The 15,938-nt window shown below is 71.9% G+C and carries 17 protein-coding genes and 1 tRNA gene; 15 read left to right on the top strand and 3 right to left on the bottom strand.

Going from position 1 to position 15,938, the window contains the following annotated elements:
* Positions 1-143: 143 nt before the first annotated feature.
* Complete coding sequence (locus tag LK06_RS20035) at positions 144-1,535, top strand: cystathionine beta-synthase (RefSeq protein ID WP_039652735.1); 1,392 nt, start codon at positions 144-146, stop codon at positions 1,533-1,535.
* A gap of 440 nt (positions 1,536-1,975) precedes the next feature.
* Here LK06_RS20035 and LK06_RS20040 read toward each other — a convergent pair whose 3' ends face one another.
* Positions 1,976-2,755, bottom strand: coding sequence for an SDR family NAD(P)-dependent oxidoreductase (locus LK06_RS20040; protein WP_039652736.1), 780 nt, complete (start codon positions 2,753-2,755; stop codon positions 1,976-1,978).
* A 72-nt stretch (positions 2,756-2,827) separates the two neighbouring features.
* Between LK06_RS20040 and LK06_RS20045 the strand changes: the two genes are divergently transcribed.
* The 6 genes from LK06_RS20045 (at position 2,828) to LK06_RS33810 (ending at position 8,118) form a co-directional block, all read left to right on the top strand.
* Positions 2,828-3,199 (top strand): holo-ACP synthase, encoded by a 372-nt coding sequence (locus LK06_RS20045; RefSeq protein ID WP_039652737.1) that lies wholly within the window; start codon positions 2,828-2,830, stop codon positions 3,197-3,199.
* A gap of 60 nt (positions 3,200-3,259) precedes the next feature.
* Entirely contained in the window at positions 3,260-4,690 is a 1,431-nt protein-coding gene (locus tag LK06_RS20050; RefSeq protein ID WP_174673903.1) for an NAD(P)H-hydrate dehydratase, read from the top strand.
* 62 nt (positions 4,691-4,752) lie between these two features.
* Positions 4,753-5,919: an alanine racemase gene (gene alr / locus LK06_RS20055; protein ID WP_043406196.1), complete on the top strand. Its 1,167-nt coding sequence runs from the start codon at positions 4,753-4,755 to the stop codon at positions 5,917-5,919.
* 142 nt (positions 5,920-6,061) lie between these two features.
* Positions 6,062-7,336: an alpha/beta fold hydrolase gene (locus LK06_RS20060; RefSeq protein WP_039652742.1), complete on the top strand. Its 1,275-nt coding sequence runs from the start codon at positions 6,062-6,064 to the stop codon at positions 7,334-7,336.
* Positions 7,302-7,814: a tRNA (adenosine(37)-N6)-threonylcarbamoyltransferase complex ATPase subunit type 1 TsaE gene (gene tsaE, locus LK06_RS20065; RefSeq protein WP_039652744.1), complete on the top strand. Its 513-nt coding sequence runs from the start codon at positions 7,302-7,304 to the stop codon at positions 7,812-7,814. The genes LK06_RS20060 and tsaE overlap by 35 nt, the downstream gene beginning before the upstream one ends.
* Positions 7,815-7,944: 130 nt before the next feature.
* Positions 7,945-8,118 (top strand): hypothetical protein, encoded by a 174-nt coding sequence (locus LK06_RS33810; RefSeq protein ID WP_167747949.1) that lies wholly within the window; start codon positions 7,945-7,947, stop codon positions 8,116-8,118.
* Here LK06_RS33810 and LK06_RS20070 read toward each other — a convergent pair.
* Complete coding sequence (locus LK06_RS20070; RefSeq protein WP_039652748.1) at positions 8,115-8,675, bottom strand: hypothetical protein; 561 nt, start codon at positions 8,673-8,675, stop codon at positions 8,115-8,117. The two genes, LK06_RS33810 and LK06_RS20070, sit on opposite strands and share 4 nt — an antisense overlap.
* Positions 8,676-8,788: 113 nt before the next feature.
* On the opposite strand from LK06_RS20070, the gene tsaB reads away from it, so the two are divergent.
* The 6 genes from tsaB to LK06_RS20095 all read left to right on the top strand — a co-directional run bounded on the left by tsaB (position 8,789) and on the right by LK06_RS20095 (position 12,786).
* Positions 8,789-9,445 carry a tRNA (adenosine(37)-N6)-threonylcarbamoyltransferase complex dimerization subunit type 1 TsaB gene (gene tsaB / locus LK06_RS20075; RefSeq protein ID WP_039652750.1) on the top strand — a complete coding sequence of 219 codons (657 nt, stop codon included), beginning with the start codon at positions 8,789-8,791 and terminating at the stop codon, positions 9,443-9,445.
* Between the two features lie 29 nt (positions 9,446-9,474).
* Complete coding sequence (rimI, locus tag LK06_RS20080) at positions 9,475-9,972, top strand: ribosomal protein S18-alanine N-acetyltransferase (RefSeq protein ID WP_039652751.1); 498 nt, start codon at positions 9,475-9,477, stop codon at positions 9,970-9,972.
* The gene (gene tsaD / locus LK06_RS20085) at positions 9,965-11,050 is read left to right on the top strand and encodes a tRNA (adenosine(37)-N6)-threonylcarbamoyltransferase complex transferase subunit TsaD (RefSeq protein ID WP_039652753.1); all 1,086 of its coding nucleotides are present in this window, start codon (positions 9,965-9,967) and stop codon (positions 11,048-11,050) included. The genes rimI and tsaD overlap by 8 nt, the downstream gene beginning before the upstream one ends.
* Positions 11,047-11,304, top strand: coding sequence for a hypothetical protein (locus LK06_RS20090; protein ID WP_039652755.1), 258 nt, complete (start codon positions 11,047-11,049; stop codon positions 11,302-11,304). The genes tsaD and LK06_RS20090 overlap by 4 nt, the downstream gene beginning before the upstream one ends.
* Before the next feature lie 90 nt (positions 11,305-11,394).
* A tRNA-Arg gene (locus LK06_RS33330) sits at positions 11,395-11,464 on the top strand.
* A 266-nt stretch (positions 11,465-11,730) separates the two neighbouring features.
* Positions 11,731-12,786: an LCP family protein gene (locus LK06_RS20095; protein WP_174673904.1), complete on the top strand. Its 1,056-nt coding sequence runs from the start codon at positions 11,731-11,733 to the stop codon at positions 12,784-12,786.
* Positions 12,787-12,817: 31 nt separating this feature from the next.
* Here the strand turns inward: LK06_RS20095 and LK06_RS20100 are convergent, their stop codons facing one another.
* Positions 12,818-13,987, bottom strand: coding sequence for a THUMP-like domain-containing protein (locus LK06_RS20100; protein ID WP_039652758.1), 1,170 nt, complete (start codon positions 13,985-13,987; stop codon positions 12,818-12,820).
* A gap of 90 nt (positions 13,988-14,077) precedes the next feature.
* On the opposite strand from LK06_RS20100, the gene LK06_RS20105 reads away from it, so the two are divergent.
* Positions 14,078-15,031 carry a polysaccharide deacetylase family protein gene (locus LK06_RS20105; protein ID WP_078858863.1) on the top strand — a complete coding sequence of 318 codons (954 nt, stop codon included), beginning with the start codon at positions 14,078-14,080 and terminating at the stop codon, positions 15,029-15,031.
* A complete protein-coding gene (locus LK06_RS20110) occupies positions 15,028-15,852 on the top strand; it encodes a polysaccharide deacetylase family protein (RefSeq protein ID WP_043406190.1) in 825 nt (274 codons plus the stop codon). The genes LK06_RS20105 and LK06_RS20110 overlap by 4 nt, the downstream gene beginning before the upstream one ends.
* The last annotated feature ends 86 nt before the right edge of the window (positions 15,853-15,938 follow it).

Here is a 15,938-nt window from a genome sequence, read left to right on the forward strand (position 1 = left end):
CGTAGCCGTACATCCACTCCTTGCCCCGTACAGCCCGTTCGCCAATCTCAACGGGGAGTGAACGACCACCGTGCCTCACCCCGGGGCCGTAGGCTGGCGGAACCACTACGACCACTGTTTTTGCAGAGCAACCGGAGACAACGGTGCAATTCCACGACTCGATGATCAGCCTCGTCGGCAACACCCCGCTGGTGCGGCTCAACAACGTGACCAAGGGCATCCAGGCGACCGTCCTGGCCAAGGTGGAGTACTTCAACCCGGGCGGCTCCGTGAAGGACCGCATCGCCCTGCGCATGATCGAGGCCGCCGAGCAGAGCGGGGAGCTCAAGCCGGGCGGCACGATCGTCGAGCCGACCAGCGGCAACACGGGGGTGGGACTCGCCATCGTGGCCCAGCAGAAGGGCTACAAGTGCATCTTCGTCTGCCCCGACAAGGTGAGCACCGACAAGATCAACGTGCTGCGCGCGTACGGCGCCGAAGTCGTCGTCTGCCCCACCGCGGTCGCCCCCGAGCACCCGGACTCCTACTACAACGTCTCCGACCGGCTCGTCCGTGAGACCCCCGGTGCCTGGAAGCCCGACCAGTACTCCAACCCCAACAACCCCCTCTCGCACTATCACTCGACCGGCCCCGAGCTCTGGGAGCAGACCGAGGGGAAGATCACCCACTTCGTGGCGGGTGTCGGCACCGGCGGCACCATCTCCGGCACCGGCCGTTACTTGAAGGACGTCAGCGACGGCAAGGTCAAGGTCATCGGCGCCGACCCGGAGGGCTCCGTCTACTCGGGCGGGTCCGGGCGGCCGTACCTGGTCGAGGGCGTCGGCGAGGACTTCTGGCCCACCGCCTATGACCGCACCGTCGCCGACGAGATCGTCGCGGTCTCCGACAAGGACTCCTTCCAGATGACGCGCCGGCTGGCCAAGGAGGAGGGCCTGCTGGTGGGCGGCTCCTGCGGTATGGCGGTCGTCGCCGCGCTGCGGGTCGCCGAGCGGCTCGGCCCGGACGACGTCGTGGTGGTGCTGCTCCCCGACAGCGGACGCGGCTACCTCAGCAAGATCTTCAACGACGAGTGGATGGCCGACTACGGTTTCCTGGAGGACGAGGGCCCCAGCGCCCGCGTCGCCGACGTCCTCAACGACAAGGAGGGCGGTTCCATCCCGTCCCTGGTGCATATGCACCCGGAGGAGACCGTCGGCGAGGCCATCGAGGTGCTGCGCGAGTACGGCGTCTCGCAGATGCCGGTCGTCAAACCGGGTGCCGGCCACCCGGACGTCATGGCCGCTGAGGTGGTCGGCTCGGTCGTGGAACGGGAACTGTTGGACGCCCTGTTCAACAAGCGGGCCTCCCTCACCGACCCGCTGGAGAAGCACATGTCGGCCCCGCTGCCCCAGGTCGGTTCCGGCGAGCCGGTCGCCGACTTGATGACCGTACTGGGTTCGGCGGACGCGGCGATCGTCCTGGTCGAGGGCAAGCCGACCGGCGTGGTCAGCCGGCAGGACCTGCTGGCCTTCCTGGCCAAGACCGGCGCCAAGTAGCGCACCTGCGGTGAACTGTCCGTGACCAGGGTGGATGTGCCGAGGGCGCGGGCGGCCGAGCCGTTTCGGGAGCCGTTTTCGGAAGTGGTACGAGCGTGTCACGTGCACGCAGCACCCGCTTAACACGCGTTCGGCACAGTGGTGAGTGTCGGCAGGGCGGGAGCGGCTCCCCGCCCGGGCCGGCGCCGAACGGCGTCACGGACCTCCGGAGCGGCTCCCGGACCTCCATGGACGCCACGGACGCGCAACCCGGCCCTGACCCGGCCCGCGTCCCTCGCGGGGACCGCCGTCGTCCCGCCCCCCGGAAACGGGGGTGCGGCGGTCCCCGCGCATCCCCCTCCGCCCGGACCCACGGGTGTCGGTCGGGCCCGCGCGCTTCGGGCGAGGCCCGGGCTCCGGGCGCGGTCCGAACCGCACGGGCCACGCGGACCGGCGCGGGCTCAGTGGACCGAGAAGCCGCCGTCGACGAAGACTGACTGCCCGGTGACGTAGGCCGACGCCCGGCTGGCGAGGAAGACCGCCGCTCCCGCGAAGTCCTCCGCGACTCCGTTGCGTCCGGTCATGGTCCGCGCGGCCAGCGCCGCCACTCGCCCGGGATCGGATGACAGCCGTGCGTTCAGCGGCGTCATCACGAAGCCGGGCACCACGGTGTTGCAGGTGACACCGTGCGGAGACCAGGCCTCGGCCTGGGACCGGGCCAGTGACTCCAACGCCCCCTTCGAGACGCCGTACGCGCCGCTCTGCACGAAGGCGCGGTGTGCCTGCTGGGAAGAGACGTGGATGATCCGGCCGAAGCCACGCTCGGCCATGCCCGGCCCGAACCTCTGGCCCAGCAGGAACGGGGCCTCCAGGTTCAGCGCCATGGTGGCATCCCAGACGTCCTCGTCCAACTCGTCCAGGGGAGGCCTGATGTTGATCCCCGCGCAGTTGACGAGGATGTCGGGCTCCCCGAACACGCCGGCCGCGTCCTCGGCCGCCGCGCGCACACCCTCACGGCTGCTCAGGTCCCCGACGGTCCAGGCCGCACGGCAGCCGTCCGCCAGCAACTCGGCGACGGTCTCCCGGAGCCGCTCCTCCCCGCGGGCCACGGCCACGACACTCGCTCCGGCTCGTGCCAGCGCCCCGGTGATGGCCCGCCCGATGCCGGAACTACCTCCCGTGACGATGGCGATCCGGTCGTCCAGCGAGAACAGTTCGCAGAGATAGGCCTGAGACGTCATGCCCCGGAGCGTAGACGCCGGGCGCACGGCGGTGCGGCGTGCTCCGGTACCCGTGACCGTAGGCTGCGGCCCATGAGCATCATCGGAGTGGGGATCGACGTCGCCGAGATCGACCGGTTCCGGGCATCCCTGGAGCGGACCCCGGGATTGGCCGAGCGGCTCTTCGTGGAACGGGAGCTGCTGCTGCCCGGCGGACAACGGCGTGGGACCGCCTCGCTCGCCGCCCGGTTCGCCGCCAAGGAGGCGTTGGCGAAGGCCCTGGGGGCGCCGCCGGGGCTGCACTGGACGGACGCCGAGGTGTACGTCGAGGACAGCGGGCAGCCCCGGCTGCGGGTGAAGGGGACGGTCGCCGCGCGGGCGGCGGAGCTGGGCGTGCGGGCCTGGCACGTGTCGCTGAGCCATGACGCGGGGGTGGCCTCGGCCGTGGTGGTCGCCGAGGGATGAGCGCGGGCGCGGCGAGCGCCGGGGTGTGGGGAGCCCGGGTTCCGGGGCAGACTCGGAGCCATGCGTACTGCGTACAGCGTGGAGACGGTGAGGGCGGCCGAACGAGCACTGATGGCGCGGCTGCCGGAGGGAACGCTGATGCAGCGGGCCGCCGCGGGACTGGCCGCGGCCTGTGCGGAGCTGCTGGGGCGGGTGTACGGCAGCCGGGTGGTGCTGCTGGTCGGCAGCGGGGACAACGGCGGGGACGCGCTGTACGCGGGGGCACGGCTGGCACGCCGCGGGGCCGGCGTCACCGCCGTGCTGCTCTCCCCCGAACGGGTGCACGGCGGGGGACTCGAGGCGCTCCGCCGGGCCGGGGGCCAGGTGGCCGCGGCCGATTCCGCGGGGGAGCCGATCCAGCGGGCCGACCTCGTGCTGGACGGGATCGTCGGGATCGGGGGAAAGGGCGGGCTGCGACCCGATGCCGAGCGGCTCGCCGGGATCGCGGAGAGGTCCCGAGCCGCAGTGGTGGCCGTGGATCTGCCCAGCGGGGTCGAGGCGGATACCGGGGAGGTCCGGGGGGCAGCCGTCCGGGCCGACCTCACGGTCACTTTCGGGACGTACAAGCCGGGGCTGCTGGTCGACCCCGCCCGGGAGTACGCCGGGGTGGTGCGGCTGGTCGGTATCGGGCTGGAGCTGCCCACCGAGGGCGAGCTGGAGGCGTTGCAGCACGCGGATCTGGCCCGGCTGCTGCCGGCGCCGACGGCACAGAGCGACAAGTACCGACGGGGGGTCGTGGGCGTCGCCGCCGGGTCGGCGCGGTATCCGGGTGCTGCCGTCCTCGCCGTCTCCGGGGCCCTGCGGGGCGGTGCGGGGGCCGTGCGCTACGTCGGTCCCGCGGGGGACGTGGTGATCGCTCGCTTCCCCGAGACGCTCGTGTCCGATGCCGGACCGGCCAAGGCCGGACGGGTACAAGCCTGGGTGGTCGGACCGGGGATCGGCGATGATGCGGTGACCGTGGCGGAGGTCCTCGGGACGGACGTGCCCGTGCTGGTCGATGCGGACGGCTTGCGGCTGGCCGGGCGAGACGCGGTGCGGGGGCGTACGGCGCCGACGCTGATGACCCCGCACGCGGGGGAGGCCGCAGCCCTGCTGGGGGTGCGGCGCGAGGACGTGGAGGGGGCGCCGCTGGCCGCGGTGCGGGAACTAGCGGCGGTGTACCGGGCCACCGTGCTGTTGAAGGGGTCGACGACGCTGGTGGCCGATCCTGCGGGCGGTGCGATGCGGGTGAACGCCACGGGGACGGGGTGGCTGGCCACCGCGGGGAGCGGGGATGTGCTGTCGGGGCTCGCGGGATCGCTACTGGCGGCGGGGTTGTCCGCGCTGGATGCGGGGAGCGGGGCGGCCTATCTGCACGGCCTGGCCGGGCGTTTCGCGGCCCAGGGCGCACCGACCGGAGCGCATGACGTCGCGGAGCGGATTCCGCAGGCGTGGCGGGACGTGCGGCACTGAGGTTCTCGGGGAGGGCCAGGTTCTCGGGGGCCCAGAAGGGCCTCTGAGAGACTGGGGGCGCCATGAGTGAGACTGCAGCTGTGCCGACGGCGCCCCTGCGCGCCCGCGCCGAGATCGATCTGGGCGCCCTGCGCGCCAATGTGCGGGCCCTGCGTGCCCGGGTGAAGGGCGCGGCCGTGATGGCCGTCGTCAAGTCCGACGGGTACGGCCACGGTGCGGTGCCGTGCGCCCGTGCGGCCCGCGAGGCGGGGGCGGCCTGGCTCGGCACGGCCACGCCCGAGGAGGCGCTCGCGCTGCGCGCGGCCGGGCTGTCGGGGCGGATGATGTGCTGGCTCTGGGTGCCGGGCGGGCCCTGGCGGGAAGCGATCGAGGCCGACATCGATGTGTCCGTGAGCGGGTTGTGGGCCCTTCGGGAGGTCGTCGAGGCCGCCCGGGAGGCCGGGCGGGCCGCGCGTGTGCAGCTCAAGGCCGACACCGGTCTCGGGCGCAGTGGCTGCCAGCCCGCCGACTGGCCAGAGCTGGTTGCCCGGGCCCTGCGTGCCGAGGCCGACGGGCTGATCCGGATCACCGGGCTGTGGTCCCACTTCGCCTGTGCTGATGAGCCCGGGCACCCGTCCATCGCCGCTCAGCTCGACCGCTTTCGCGAGATGCTGGACCACGCCGAGGGACAGGGCGTGCGGCCCGAGGTACGGCACATCGCCAACTCGCCGGCCGCGCTCACCCTGCCCGAGTCCCACTTCGACCTCGTCCGCACCGGGATCGCCGTGTACGGCATCTCGCCCAGCCCCGAGTTGGGCGCCCCGGCCGACTTCGGGCTGCGTCCGGTGATGACGCTCAGTGCCTCGCTGGCCCTGGTCAAGCGGGTACCGGGGGGACACGGTGTCAGCTACGGCCACCACTACGTCACTCCCGGTGGGACCACGCTCGGTCTGGTGCCCGTCGGTTACGCGGACGGCGTCCCGCGGCATGCCTCGGGCACCGGGCCGGTGCTGATCGACGGCAAGTGGCGGACGGTCGCCGGGCGGGTGGCCATGGACCAGTTCGTGGTGGATCTGGGGGGCGACGAGCCTACGGCCGGCGCGGAGGCGGTGCTGTTCGGACCCGGTGATCGCGGTGAGCCCACCGCCGAGGACTGGGCGCAGGCCTGTGGCACGATCGCCTACGAAATCGTCACGCGCATCGGAACCCGGGTTCCGCGCGTCTACGTGAATGGGAAAGAACACGGGTGACCCCTCTCAGGGCGGCAACCCGGATCTCATGTGACAGCGGCCGCAACGAGGGGCACCTGCAACAGCGATCAACCAGCACCACCCCGGCACCACCCGTTTCATCCACCCAGGCGAACTGCAGTACGGCGAAGAGGAGCGGTACGTGAGCGAGAGCAGTGCGGAGGTCGTGGCGGAGGTCGTGGCGGACGCCGTCGCCTCGGCGACCGCCACCTCCGCCGCGGGGGCAGAGGCCGGGGGGTGGCGCAGGGCGACCGGCATCGCCGGTGCCGCGGTCGGCGTGCTCGCCGCGGGCGCGGCGGCCGGAGTCGCCGTAGAGCGGCTGACGGTGGGGCGCGGAATGCGGCGCAAGGCCCGGCTGGCACTCGACTCGGCGGGTCCGTACGGCACCCTGCGGGGTGTTCCGGGCAAGGCCTACGCCGACGATGGGACCGAGCTGTACTACGAGGTCGACGAAATCGAGCCAGAACCGGGGCCGAACGTCTCCCCCCGGCGGCGCCGGCTGTTCGGCCGCCAGGCACCCGCCCCGGTCACCGTCGTCTTCTGTCACGGTTACTGCCTCAGCCAGGACTCCTGGCACTTCCAGCGGTCCGCCCTGCGCGGTGTCGTCCGCACCGTGTACTGGGACCAGCGCAGTCACGGCCGGTCCGGAAGGGGCCTGGCTCAGACGCGGGACCGGGTGCCCGTGACCATCGACCAACTCGGCCGCGACCTCAAGGCCGTCCTCGACGCCGCCGTACCGGAGGGGCCGGTGGTGCTGGTCGGTCACTCGATGGGCGGGATGACCGTGATGGCCCTCGCGGCCCACTACCCGGAGCTGGTCCGGGACCGGGTCGTCGCCACCGCCTTCGTCGGGACCTCCTCCGGGCGGCTCGGCGAGGTCGACTTCGGGTTGCCCGTCGCTGGCGTCAACGTGGTGCGCCGGATTCTCCCGGGTGTGCTGAAGGCGCTCGGGCAACAGGCGGAGCTGGTGGAGAAGGGGCGCAGGGCCACGGCCGATCTGTTCGCCGGGATCATCAAGCGGTACTCGTTCGCGGGGCGGGACGTCGATCCGGCCGTGGCGCGGTTCGCCGAGCGGATGATCGAGTCGACGCCGATCGACGTGGTCGCCGAGTTCTACCCGGCGTTCACCGACCACGAGAAGACCGGGGCACTGGCCCATTTCCAGGGCGTTCCCGCGCTCGTCCTGGCCGGTGTGCGGGACCTTGTCACGCCCAGCGAGCACAGCGAGGCCATCGCCGGCCTGCTGCCCGACGCCGAGCTGGTGCTCGTTCCCGACGCCGGGCACCTGGTGATGCTGGAGCACCCGGAAGTGGTCACCGACCGGCTCGCCGACCTACTCACCCGCGCGGGTGCCGTGCCCGCAGGGGCTACCGTTACTGGCTATGGAAGCACCAGCAGGACCGCACGACCCCGCTGAGACCCGGCTGACGATCACCTCGCCCGAGCAGATGCGGGAGTTGGGCCGCAGGATGGCCAAGCTGCTGCGCGCGGGTGACCTGGTGATGCTCACCGGGGAGCTCGGTGCCGGCAAGACCACCCTGACCCGCGGGCTCGGCGAGGGGCTGGGCGTGCGCGGTGCGGTCACCTCGCCGACCTTTGTGATCGCCCGGGTTCACCCGTCCCTCGGTGACGGCCCGCCCCTGGTCCATGTGGACGCCTACCGGCTCTCCGGCAGCCTGGACGAGATGGAGGACCTGGACCTCGACGTCTCGCTGCCCGACTCGGTGATCGTCGTGGAGTGGGGCGAGGGCAAGGTCGAGGAGCTGACCGAGGACCGGCTCCAGGTCGTCATCCACCGCGCGGTCGGGGACACGACCGACGAGGTGCGGCACGTGACGCTGACCGGGCTGGGGGCACGGTGGGCTGGGACGGATCTGGAGACCCTGTCCGCCTGAAGGCCCCAAGGGCTTTCCGACAGGCTGTCGGCAACCTGTTGCGGAGGACGTCTGGGGCGTGGTGACATGGTACCCAGCTCGTAGTTAGGTGTGCCTAACCGCGTTCGCCCCCGCACCTCAGGAGGCGTCCATGACCGCCGCCCGACCCACCAAGCAACCTCGACCGGCCGCGCTCGCCCGGGTTTCCACGCGTGACCTGCTGGCCTCGTGTGCGGCGGCGGTCGCGATCTCCCGGCCGCCGCGGGACCCGGAGGCCCGGGAACCGGCACCCGGGCCCGCCCCGGACCGGCGCACGGCCGCCTAACGGATCACGACCACCCGTACGCCGATCGTCGCGAACTTCCACGTCGCATCCCCGTCCGCCCGGGTTTCCCGGATGCCGCCCCTCCGCAGGCTCGGGTCGGCCGGCGCGCGCGGGCCGTCGCTCACCGCCGCGCTGAAGCCGATCGTCACCCCGTTCACTCCGGTGAACCGCACGACGTGCTCCACCGGGATGCCGTCGGTACCGGTGACGGCATGCGAGCGGGACGTGACCCGGTACGCGCCCGGCGGCGGGTCGACGTTGCCCGGGGCGACCTTGAAAGTGCGCTCCACCCGGTTTCGCCGGTTGACCAGCCAGACCCGGTCGTCGTCCAGCGAGTACACGACTCGCTCGCCCCTGCCGGAGTGGCCCGGCAGGGCGGTCGGGTGGCGTCGGTCCCGGGGCGCCTTGGCCGCGACTCCCGAGGGCGACGCACTCGCCGCGGGCTTGCCGCCCAGGCCCGCCGGGACGGTTGCCTGGGCCTGGTAGGTGAGGAAGCCGACCGCTCCGACGGCTGTCGCGGTGAGGCCGGCCACGATCCCCGAGCTGGTCCCTGCCACGTGCGCCCACCTCTGCTTCGCGCCCTATGTCGTACTTCGTACAGACCGTAGCAGTCAGTGACCGTCCGTCCCGGACGGCCGTGCGCGAGCCGCGGGCGCCGTAGGCTGTTCGCGTGCTCTTGCTCGCTCTGGATACCGCAACACCCGCCGTCACCGTCGCGCTGCACGACGGCACCGACGTCATCGCCTCATCGAGTCAGGTGGACGCGCGCCGGCACGGGGAGCTGCTGCTGCCGGCCGTCGACCGCGTGCTCGCCGTGGCCGGGCTGAAACTGGAGGCGGTCACCGGGATCGTCGTCGGTGTCGGCCCCGGTCCCTACACCGGCCTGCGGGTCGGCCTGATGACCGCCGACACCTTCGGTCTCGCGCTCGGCGTTCCGGTGCACGGCCTGTGCACCCTGGATGGTCTCGCCTACGCCACGGACATCGAGAAGGGCCCCTTCGTGGTGGCGACCGACGCCCGCCGCAAGGAGGTCTACTGGGCCAAGTACGCCGATGCGCGGACCCGCCTGACCGATCCGGCCGTGGGCCGGCCGGCCGACATCGCGGAACAGGTCGTCGGGCTCCCGGCGGTCGGCGCGGGGGCGCTGCTCTACCCGGACACGTTCCCGAGCGCCCACGAGCCCGAGCACGTGTCCGCCGCCTCCCTCGCCTCCCTCGCCGCGGAGAAGCTGGCCGCCGGTGACGAGCTGCTGCCGCCCCGGCCGCTGTATCTGCGCAGGCCGGATGCCCAGGTACCCAAGAACTACAAGGTGGTCACCCCCAAGTGACTCAACCGGAACCCCCTCGACTGCGCGAGATGCGCTGGTGGGACATCGACCCGGTCCTGGAGCTGGAGAGGGACCTCTTCCCCGAGGACGCCTGGTCCAGAGGCATGTTCTGGTCCGAGCTGGCGCACTCCCGGGGCCCCCAGGCCACCCGGCGCTACCTCGTGGCCGCATCCGGCGCCCGCATCGTCGGCTACGCGGGCCTCGCCGCCTCCGGGGAACTGGCCGACGTCCAGACCCTCGCCGTCGCCCGCGACCAGCAGGGCACTGGCCTCGGCGGGCGTCTGCTGGCCGAACTGCTCCGCGCGGCCACCGCGTTCGAATGCCACGAGGTGCTGCTCGAATGCCGGGTCGACAACGTCCGAGCCCAGAAGCTCTACGAGCGCTTCGGCTTTGCCCCGATCGGCTTCAGACGCGGCTACTACCAGCCAGGCAACGTGGACGCCCTGGTGATGCGTCTGACCACAGCACCCGACAGCGGCTCCGCCGCGGGCTCTTCCCCAGCACAAGGAACCGAAATCAATGACTGACGAACCTCTCGTCCTCGGTATCGAGACCTCCTGTGACGAGACCGGCGTCGGCATCGTCCGCGGCACCACCCTGCTGGCGGACGCCGTCGCCTCCAGCGTGGACGAGCACGCCCGATTTGGTGGCGTCGTACCGGAAGTGGCGTCCCGGGCGCACCTGGAGGCGATGGTCCCGACCATCGACCGGGCGCTGCGGGAGGCGGGGATCGGCGCGAAGGACCTGGACGGCATCTCGGTGACCGCCGGTCCCGGCCTCGCCGGTGCCCTCCTCGTCGGCGTTTCGGCGGCCAAGGCCTACGCCTACGCCCTCGGCAAGCCCCTCTACGGGGTCAATCACTTGGCCTCCCACATCTGTGTGGACCAGTTGGAGCACGGCCCGCTGCCCGAGCCGACCATGGCCCTGTTGGTCTCCGGCGGTCACTCCTCCCTGCTCCTGTCGACGGACATCACCGCCGACGTCCGCCCGATGGGTTCGACCATCGACGACGCGGCCGGCGAGGCCTTCGACAAGATCGCCCGCGTGCTGAACCTGGGTTTCCCCGGCGGCCCGGTGATCGACCGGTACGCATGCGAGGGCGATCCCGCGGCCATCGCCTTCCCCCGCGGGCTCACCGGACCGCGCGATCCCGCCTACGACTTCTCCTTCTCCGGGCTGAAGACGGCCGTGGCCCGCTGGATCGAGGCCAGGCGCGCGGCCGGTGAGGAGGTTCCGGTCCGCGATGTGGCCGCCTCCTTCCAGGAGGCCGTGGTCGATGTCCTCACGCGCAAGGCCGTTCGTGCCTGTAAGGACGAGGGTGTCGACCACCTGATGATCGGGGGCGGGGTGGCTGCCAACTCCCGCCTGCGTGCTCTCGCCCAGGAGCGCTGCGAGGCGGCCGGTATCCGGCTGCGCGTTCCGCGTCCCAAGCTGTGCACCGACAATGGTGCGATGGTGGCCGCCCTGGGCGCCGAGATGGTCGCCCGCAACCGGGCCGCCTCCGACTGGGACCTGTCGGCCGACTCCTCCCTACCGGTGACGGACCCGCACGTACCGGGCCACGATCACGTCCACGAGGTGAGCAGGGAGAACCTGTACTCGTGACCGTCGCCCTGATGTGGGAGGCCCGGGCTGCCGACGGCCGGGGTGAGGAACTGCTCGCGTGGGTCCGGCGGCAGCGGCTCGCCGCGTCGCCGGTGCGCCGGGAGTCCTTCCGCGCGCCGCAGGACCGGGTGCTGGTCATCACCTGGTGGGACGCGTCCTACGACGCCGAACTGCCCGAACTGCCCGATCCGGACGCAGAGCTGGTGACGCGGGCGGTGCACCGGTGGCGGTTCGAGTCGGTGGCGGACGGCTGAGCTCGCCGAGTTCGCCGGGGTTGGAGAATCCGCATCGGCTGCGCTATGATCATCACACGCGAACGGCCGAACTTCCGGTCCGTAAGCAGTGCGTTGGTGGTCCAAGGAAAGACGTCCCGCTTCCTGCGGGGAGATGCAGGTGCAAGGCCTGCCCGGCGCTCCGTCTCACCCCGTCCCGACTTGCTCGGGGCGGGGTGTTCTCATTGGCCCCTCGGCTGGCTCCCCCCGAAGGCACACCGCCGCCAACTGTGTTCACTCTTTCGGGGTGTTGCACCCGGCCACCACCGAACCTCCTTCTCGAACCGTTCCGTTGAACTGGTATCGAAAGTGAGGCCGGGATGAGAATCACCCAAGAAAACCGGGAGAAAGCGACCTCTCACGGCTTGCGCTAACGGTCCGCTCATCATTCGGACTTACGTTCCTGTCGTGACGGGATACGAGGAGCAGGCCGATACGGGCAGACGGGCGGGGCGGCGGTCGAGAGCACTGAAGGCCGCTGGTCTCGCCCTGGCGGGTGCCTTGGTGGTGGGCGTGGCCGCCGCGGGCTGGGCGTACTGGCACCTGAACGACAACATCACCAGCGTCGACATCAACAGCGCGCTCGGCGGTGACCGGCCCGCCCGGGCGGTGGCCGCCCCGTCGGTGAGCGCCCCGGCCGCCGCCGCTTCGCCACCCACCGGCTCCCTGAACATCCTGGTCCTCGGCTCGGATTCGCGCAGTAGCAAGGCCGACAAGGCGCTCGGCGGCGGCGACAGCACCGGCGCCCGGTCGGACACGGCGATGGTCGTGCACATCGAGGCGGGCCGCACCAAGGCCACCGTCGTCAGCATTCCGCGTGACACGCTCGTCACCCGCCCGTCCTGCCCACTCGCCTCCGGGGGCTCGACGGCGGTGGCGCACCACACCATGTTCAACAGCGCCTATGCGGTGGGCGGACCGGTGTGTGCGGTGAAGACCGTCGAATCGATCACGCACGTGCGGATGGACCACTACGTTGAGATCGACTTCTCCGGCTTCGCCAAGTTGGTGGACGCGCTCGGCGGGGTCGACGTCACCACCGACCAGGACATCGACGACAACCGGAGCCACCTGCACCTCAAGGCCGGAGCCCACCACCTCGACGGCACACAGGCGTTGGCGCTCGCCCGCACCCGGCACGGCATAGGCGACGGCAGCGGCCTCGGCCGGATAGGCCTGCAGCAGAAACTGGTCAAAGCCCTGCTGGAGCAGATGGCCGCCACCGACCTGCTCACCGACCCGGCCGGGCTGTACCGGGCGGCCGATGCCGTCACCGCCTGCCTCACGACCGACACCGGCCTGGACTCCCTGAGCAAGTTGATGCGATTCGGGCGGAGCCTCAAGGGCCTGACGGCCAGTCATGTGACGACGGTGACGATGCCGGTCGTCACCGCACCTTCCGATCCCAACCGGGTGGTCGCCAAGGAGCCGGCGGCAAGCGCACTGTGGGCTTCCCTGCGCTGAGTTCCCCGACGCGAGGTAGGGGAAGGAGAGGTTACGGCCGTACCGGGGTGCCGATCAGCATGGCCGGCGCCCCGGCGACACGGGTGAGGAACACCGTCGCCGCGTTCGGTCCCTGCGGCTTCACCTTCCGGCGCAGTTCCTCCGGTTCGACCGCGGAACCGCGCTTCTTCACGGTCAGTGTGCCGACCTCCCGCTCCCGCAGCAGCGCCTTCAGCCTCTTGACGTTGAAGGGGAGCCGGTCGGTGATCTCGTAGACCGAGGCGTACGGCACGGCCCGCAGTTCATCGGCAGTGATGTAGGCGATGGTCGCGTCGATGAGCCCGCCGGCGACCTCCTCGGCCACCTCGGCGACCAGATGGGCGCGGATCACGGCACCGTCCGGCTCGTACAGGTACCGCCCCACCGGCCGGACCCGGGGATCGGGCAGCCCCCGACCCAGCAGCGTCCGCGGGCCTGGCAGCAGCGTGGCCCGTACTGCGCCCGGTGCCCCCGTGCCGAACCACAGCACCGCCTCCTTCACCTCCCCGCCGTCCGAGATCCACTCGGCCTCGGCCTCGGCGGGCACCGCCTCGTGCGGGATGCCCGGGGCGACCTTGAGGGCCGCCCGGGGTGCCGTACGGGCCGCACCGACCGCCCAGGACAGGGGTGGCGAGTAGGCCTCGGGATCGAAGATCCTCCCGCGTCCGCCGCGCCGCGCCGGGTCCACGAACACCGCCTCGTACCCGGCGGTGTCCACCTCCGTGACGTCGGCCTGGCGCACCTCGATCAGTCCGGACAGCCCCAGCGCCTCGGCGTTCGCACGGGCCACCGCCGCCGTCAGCGGGTCCCGGTCCACGGCTAGTACCCGGATGCCGGCCCGCGCCAGCGCGATCGCGTCACCGCCGATCCCGCAGCACAGATCGGCCACCGAGGTCACGCCCAGCTCCGTGAACCGCCGGGCCCGGTGGGCCGCCACGCTCGCCCGGGTCGACTGCTCGACGCCGTTCGGCGTGAAGAACATCCGTCCGGCGTCCTGCGTCCCGAACTTCGCCGCGGCCCGTTGCCGCAGCCGGGCCTGGCCGAGCGCGGCCGACACCAGTTCGGCCGGGTGGTCGCGGCGCAGCCGGGTGGCGACGGCCAGTTCCTGTGCGGGCTCGGTGTCGCGCACTTCGTCGAGGAGGGCGCGGCCTTCGGGAGTGAGGAGGAGTGCGAGGTCGTTCACCGGGTCATTGTGGGCCAGTCGGTGGACGGTGCGCCCCCGGCGGCGGTGTCGGCCCGGGTTCCAGATCGTGGGCTGGGAGGATCCGGCACCATGCGAGCAGTAGTACAAAATGACGAGAAACGGTCAGCTCCGGGAGCGGGTCCCGGTGCGCGCACCCGCGTCCGGAAGCTGGCCCTCGGCTGGGGAGCCGCTGCGCTGGCCTCGGCCGCCCTCCTCTCGGCCTGCGCCGGCCCCGGCGCCGCCACCCCCGCCGCCTCCGCCGCGCCCGGCCGTGGCGGCCCCGCCCACTCCCTGGACCCGCGCGCCGCCAAAGCCGCCGAGCACGCCCGGCTGGCCGCTGCCGCCAAGCGCTGGGGGCTGCAGCAGACCCCCCTGGCGCCGCCGGCCCCGCCTGTGGAGAAACCCCACATCACGGCCCGCGCCGGATTCGAGGTGGATCACCAGGAGGACTGGGACCTGCCGCCGGTCTTCACCACCGTCCCCACCAAGAACAAGGTCGTCTTCCTCACCATCGACGACGGCGCGGAGAAGGACCCCCGGTTCCTGCAGATGATGCGGGACCTGAAGATCCCGTACACCGCCTTCCTCAGCAACTACCTGGTGAAGGACGACTACGCCTACTTCCGGAAGATGCAGTCCTACGGCAACACCCTCAACAACCACACACTGCACCACCCCTACCTGCCGGGGCTGTCCTACGAGGAGCAGCGGGACGAGATCTGCGGCATGCAGGACATCATGCAGAAGCAGTTCGGCAAGCGCCCGAAGGTCTTCCGCCCGCCCTACGGCAACTACAACCAGGACAGCCTGCGCGCGGCCAAGTCCTGTGGCATCACGTACGCGCCGATCTGGAACGAGGAGGTCTACGTCGACCACTGGGAGTTCCGCGAGGACGACGAGCAGCTGCGCCCCGGCGACATCGTCCTCACCCACTTCCGCGGCCGCAATGACTGGAACGGCACGATGGTCGACGACATGCGCCGCTTCCTGAACAAGATCACGCGTGAGGGGTACGCGGTGGCCCGCCTGGAGGACTACCTGTGAGGCGGGCGCGGGGCCTGGCCGTGGCCCTGGCCGCGGCCGTCCTCCTCGCGGGTTGCGCCCAGTCCGTCGACCCCATCGAGCGCCTCGGCAAGAAGGCGGCCGAAGGAGTGCGTTCACGCGGCCCCGCGCCCGATCGGACCTACCGACGCTGGGGCCTGTCCCAGCCCCTGCCCCGCCCGCCCCGGCCCGCCACCAGGACCCTCGCGCTCGCCCCACACACCGCCGGTCGCGCTCTGGCCCGCGTGGTGGACCACGTCCCCACCCGCGACCGGGTGGTCTTCCTCACCTACGACGACGGCGCCGAGCGCGACCCCCGCTTCGCCGACATGGTCCGCGAACTGCGGCTCCCCGTCAGCATGTTCCTCACCGACAGCATCGCCGGCCCCGGCTACGAGCATTTCGCCCGTCTGCACGCCCTCGGTGCCGGCATCCAGAACCACACCCTCGACCACCGTGCGCTGGCCGGGCAGCCGTACCCCGGCCAGCGCACCGAGATCTGTGGTCAGCAGGATCGGCTCCGGTCCCGGCTCGGCGTCCGCCCCCGGCTCTTCCGCCCGCCCTACGGCACCTACGACACCACCACCCTGCGTGCTGCGGCCGACTGCGGTATCGGCGCGGTGGTGCTGTGGCGCGCCGCGATGACCCCGGCCGGTCTCGTCTACACCCGGGGCGAACACCGCCTGCTCCCCGGCGACATCGTCCTGGTGGGCCCGGACGAGTCGACCGGCCTGACCCTGCGGGAACGCACGACACGGGTGCTGCGGAGCGCGCAGCGCGGCGGGCTGACGGCGGGGCGACTTGAGGACTACCTGGTGGGCTGAACGCCCGGACGCGGTGGAACAACCGGACGTCCGGGTGCACGGACGGTCGTCCAGCAACCGCGAATCCTGCCGACGCGCCGTGCGCA

It is taken from the genome of Streptomyces pluripotens (assembly GCF_000802245.2).
Lineage (GTDB): Bacteria > Actinomycetota > Actinomycetes > Streptomycetales > Streptomycetaceae > Streptomyces > Streptomyces pluripotens.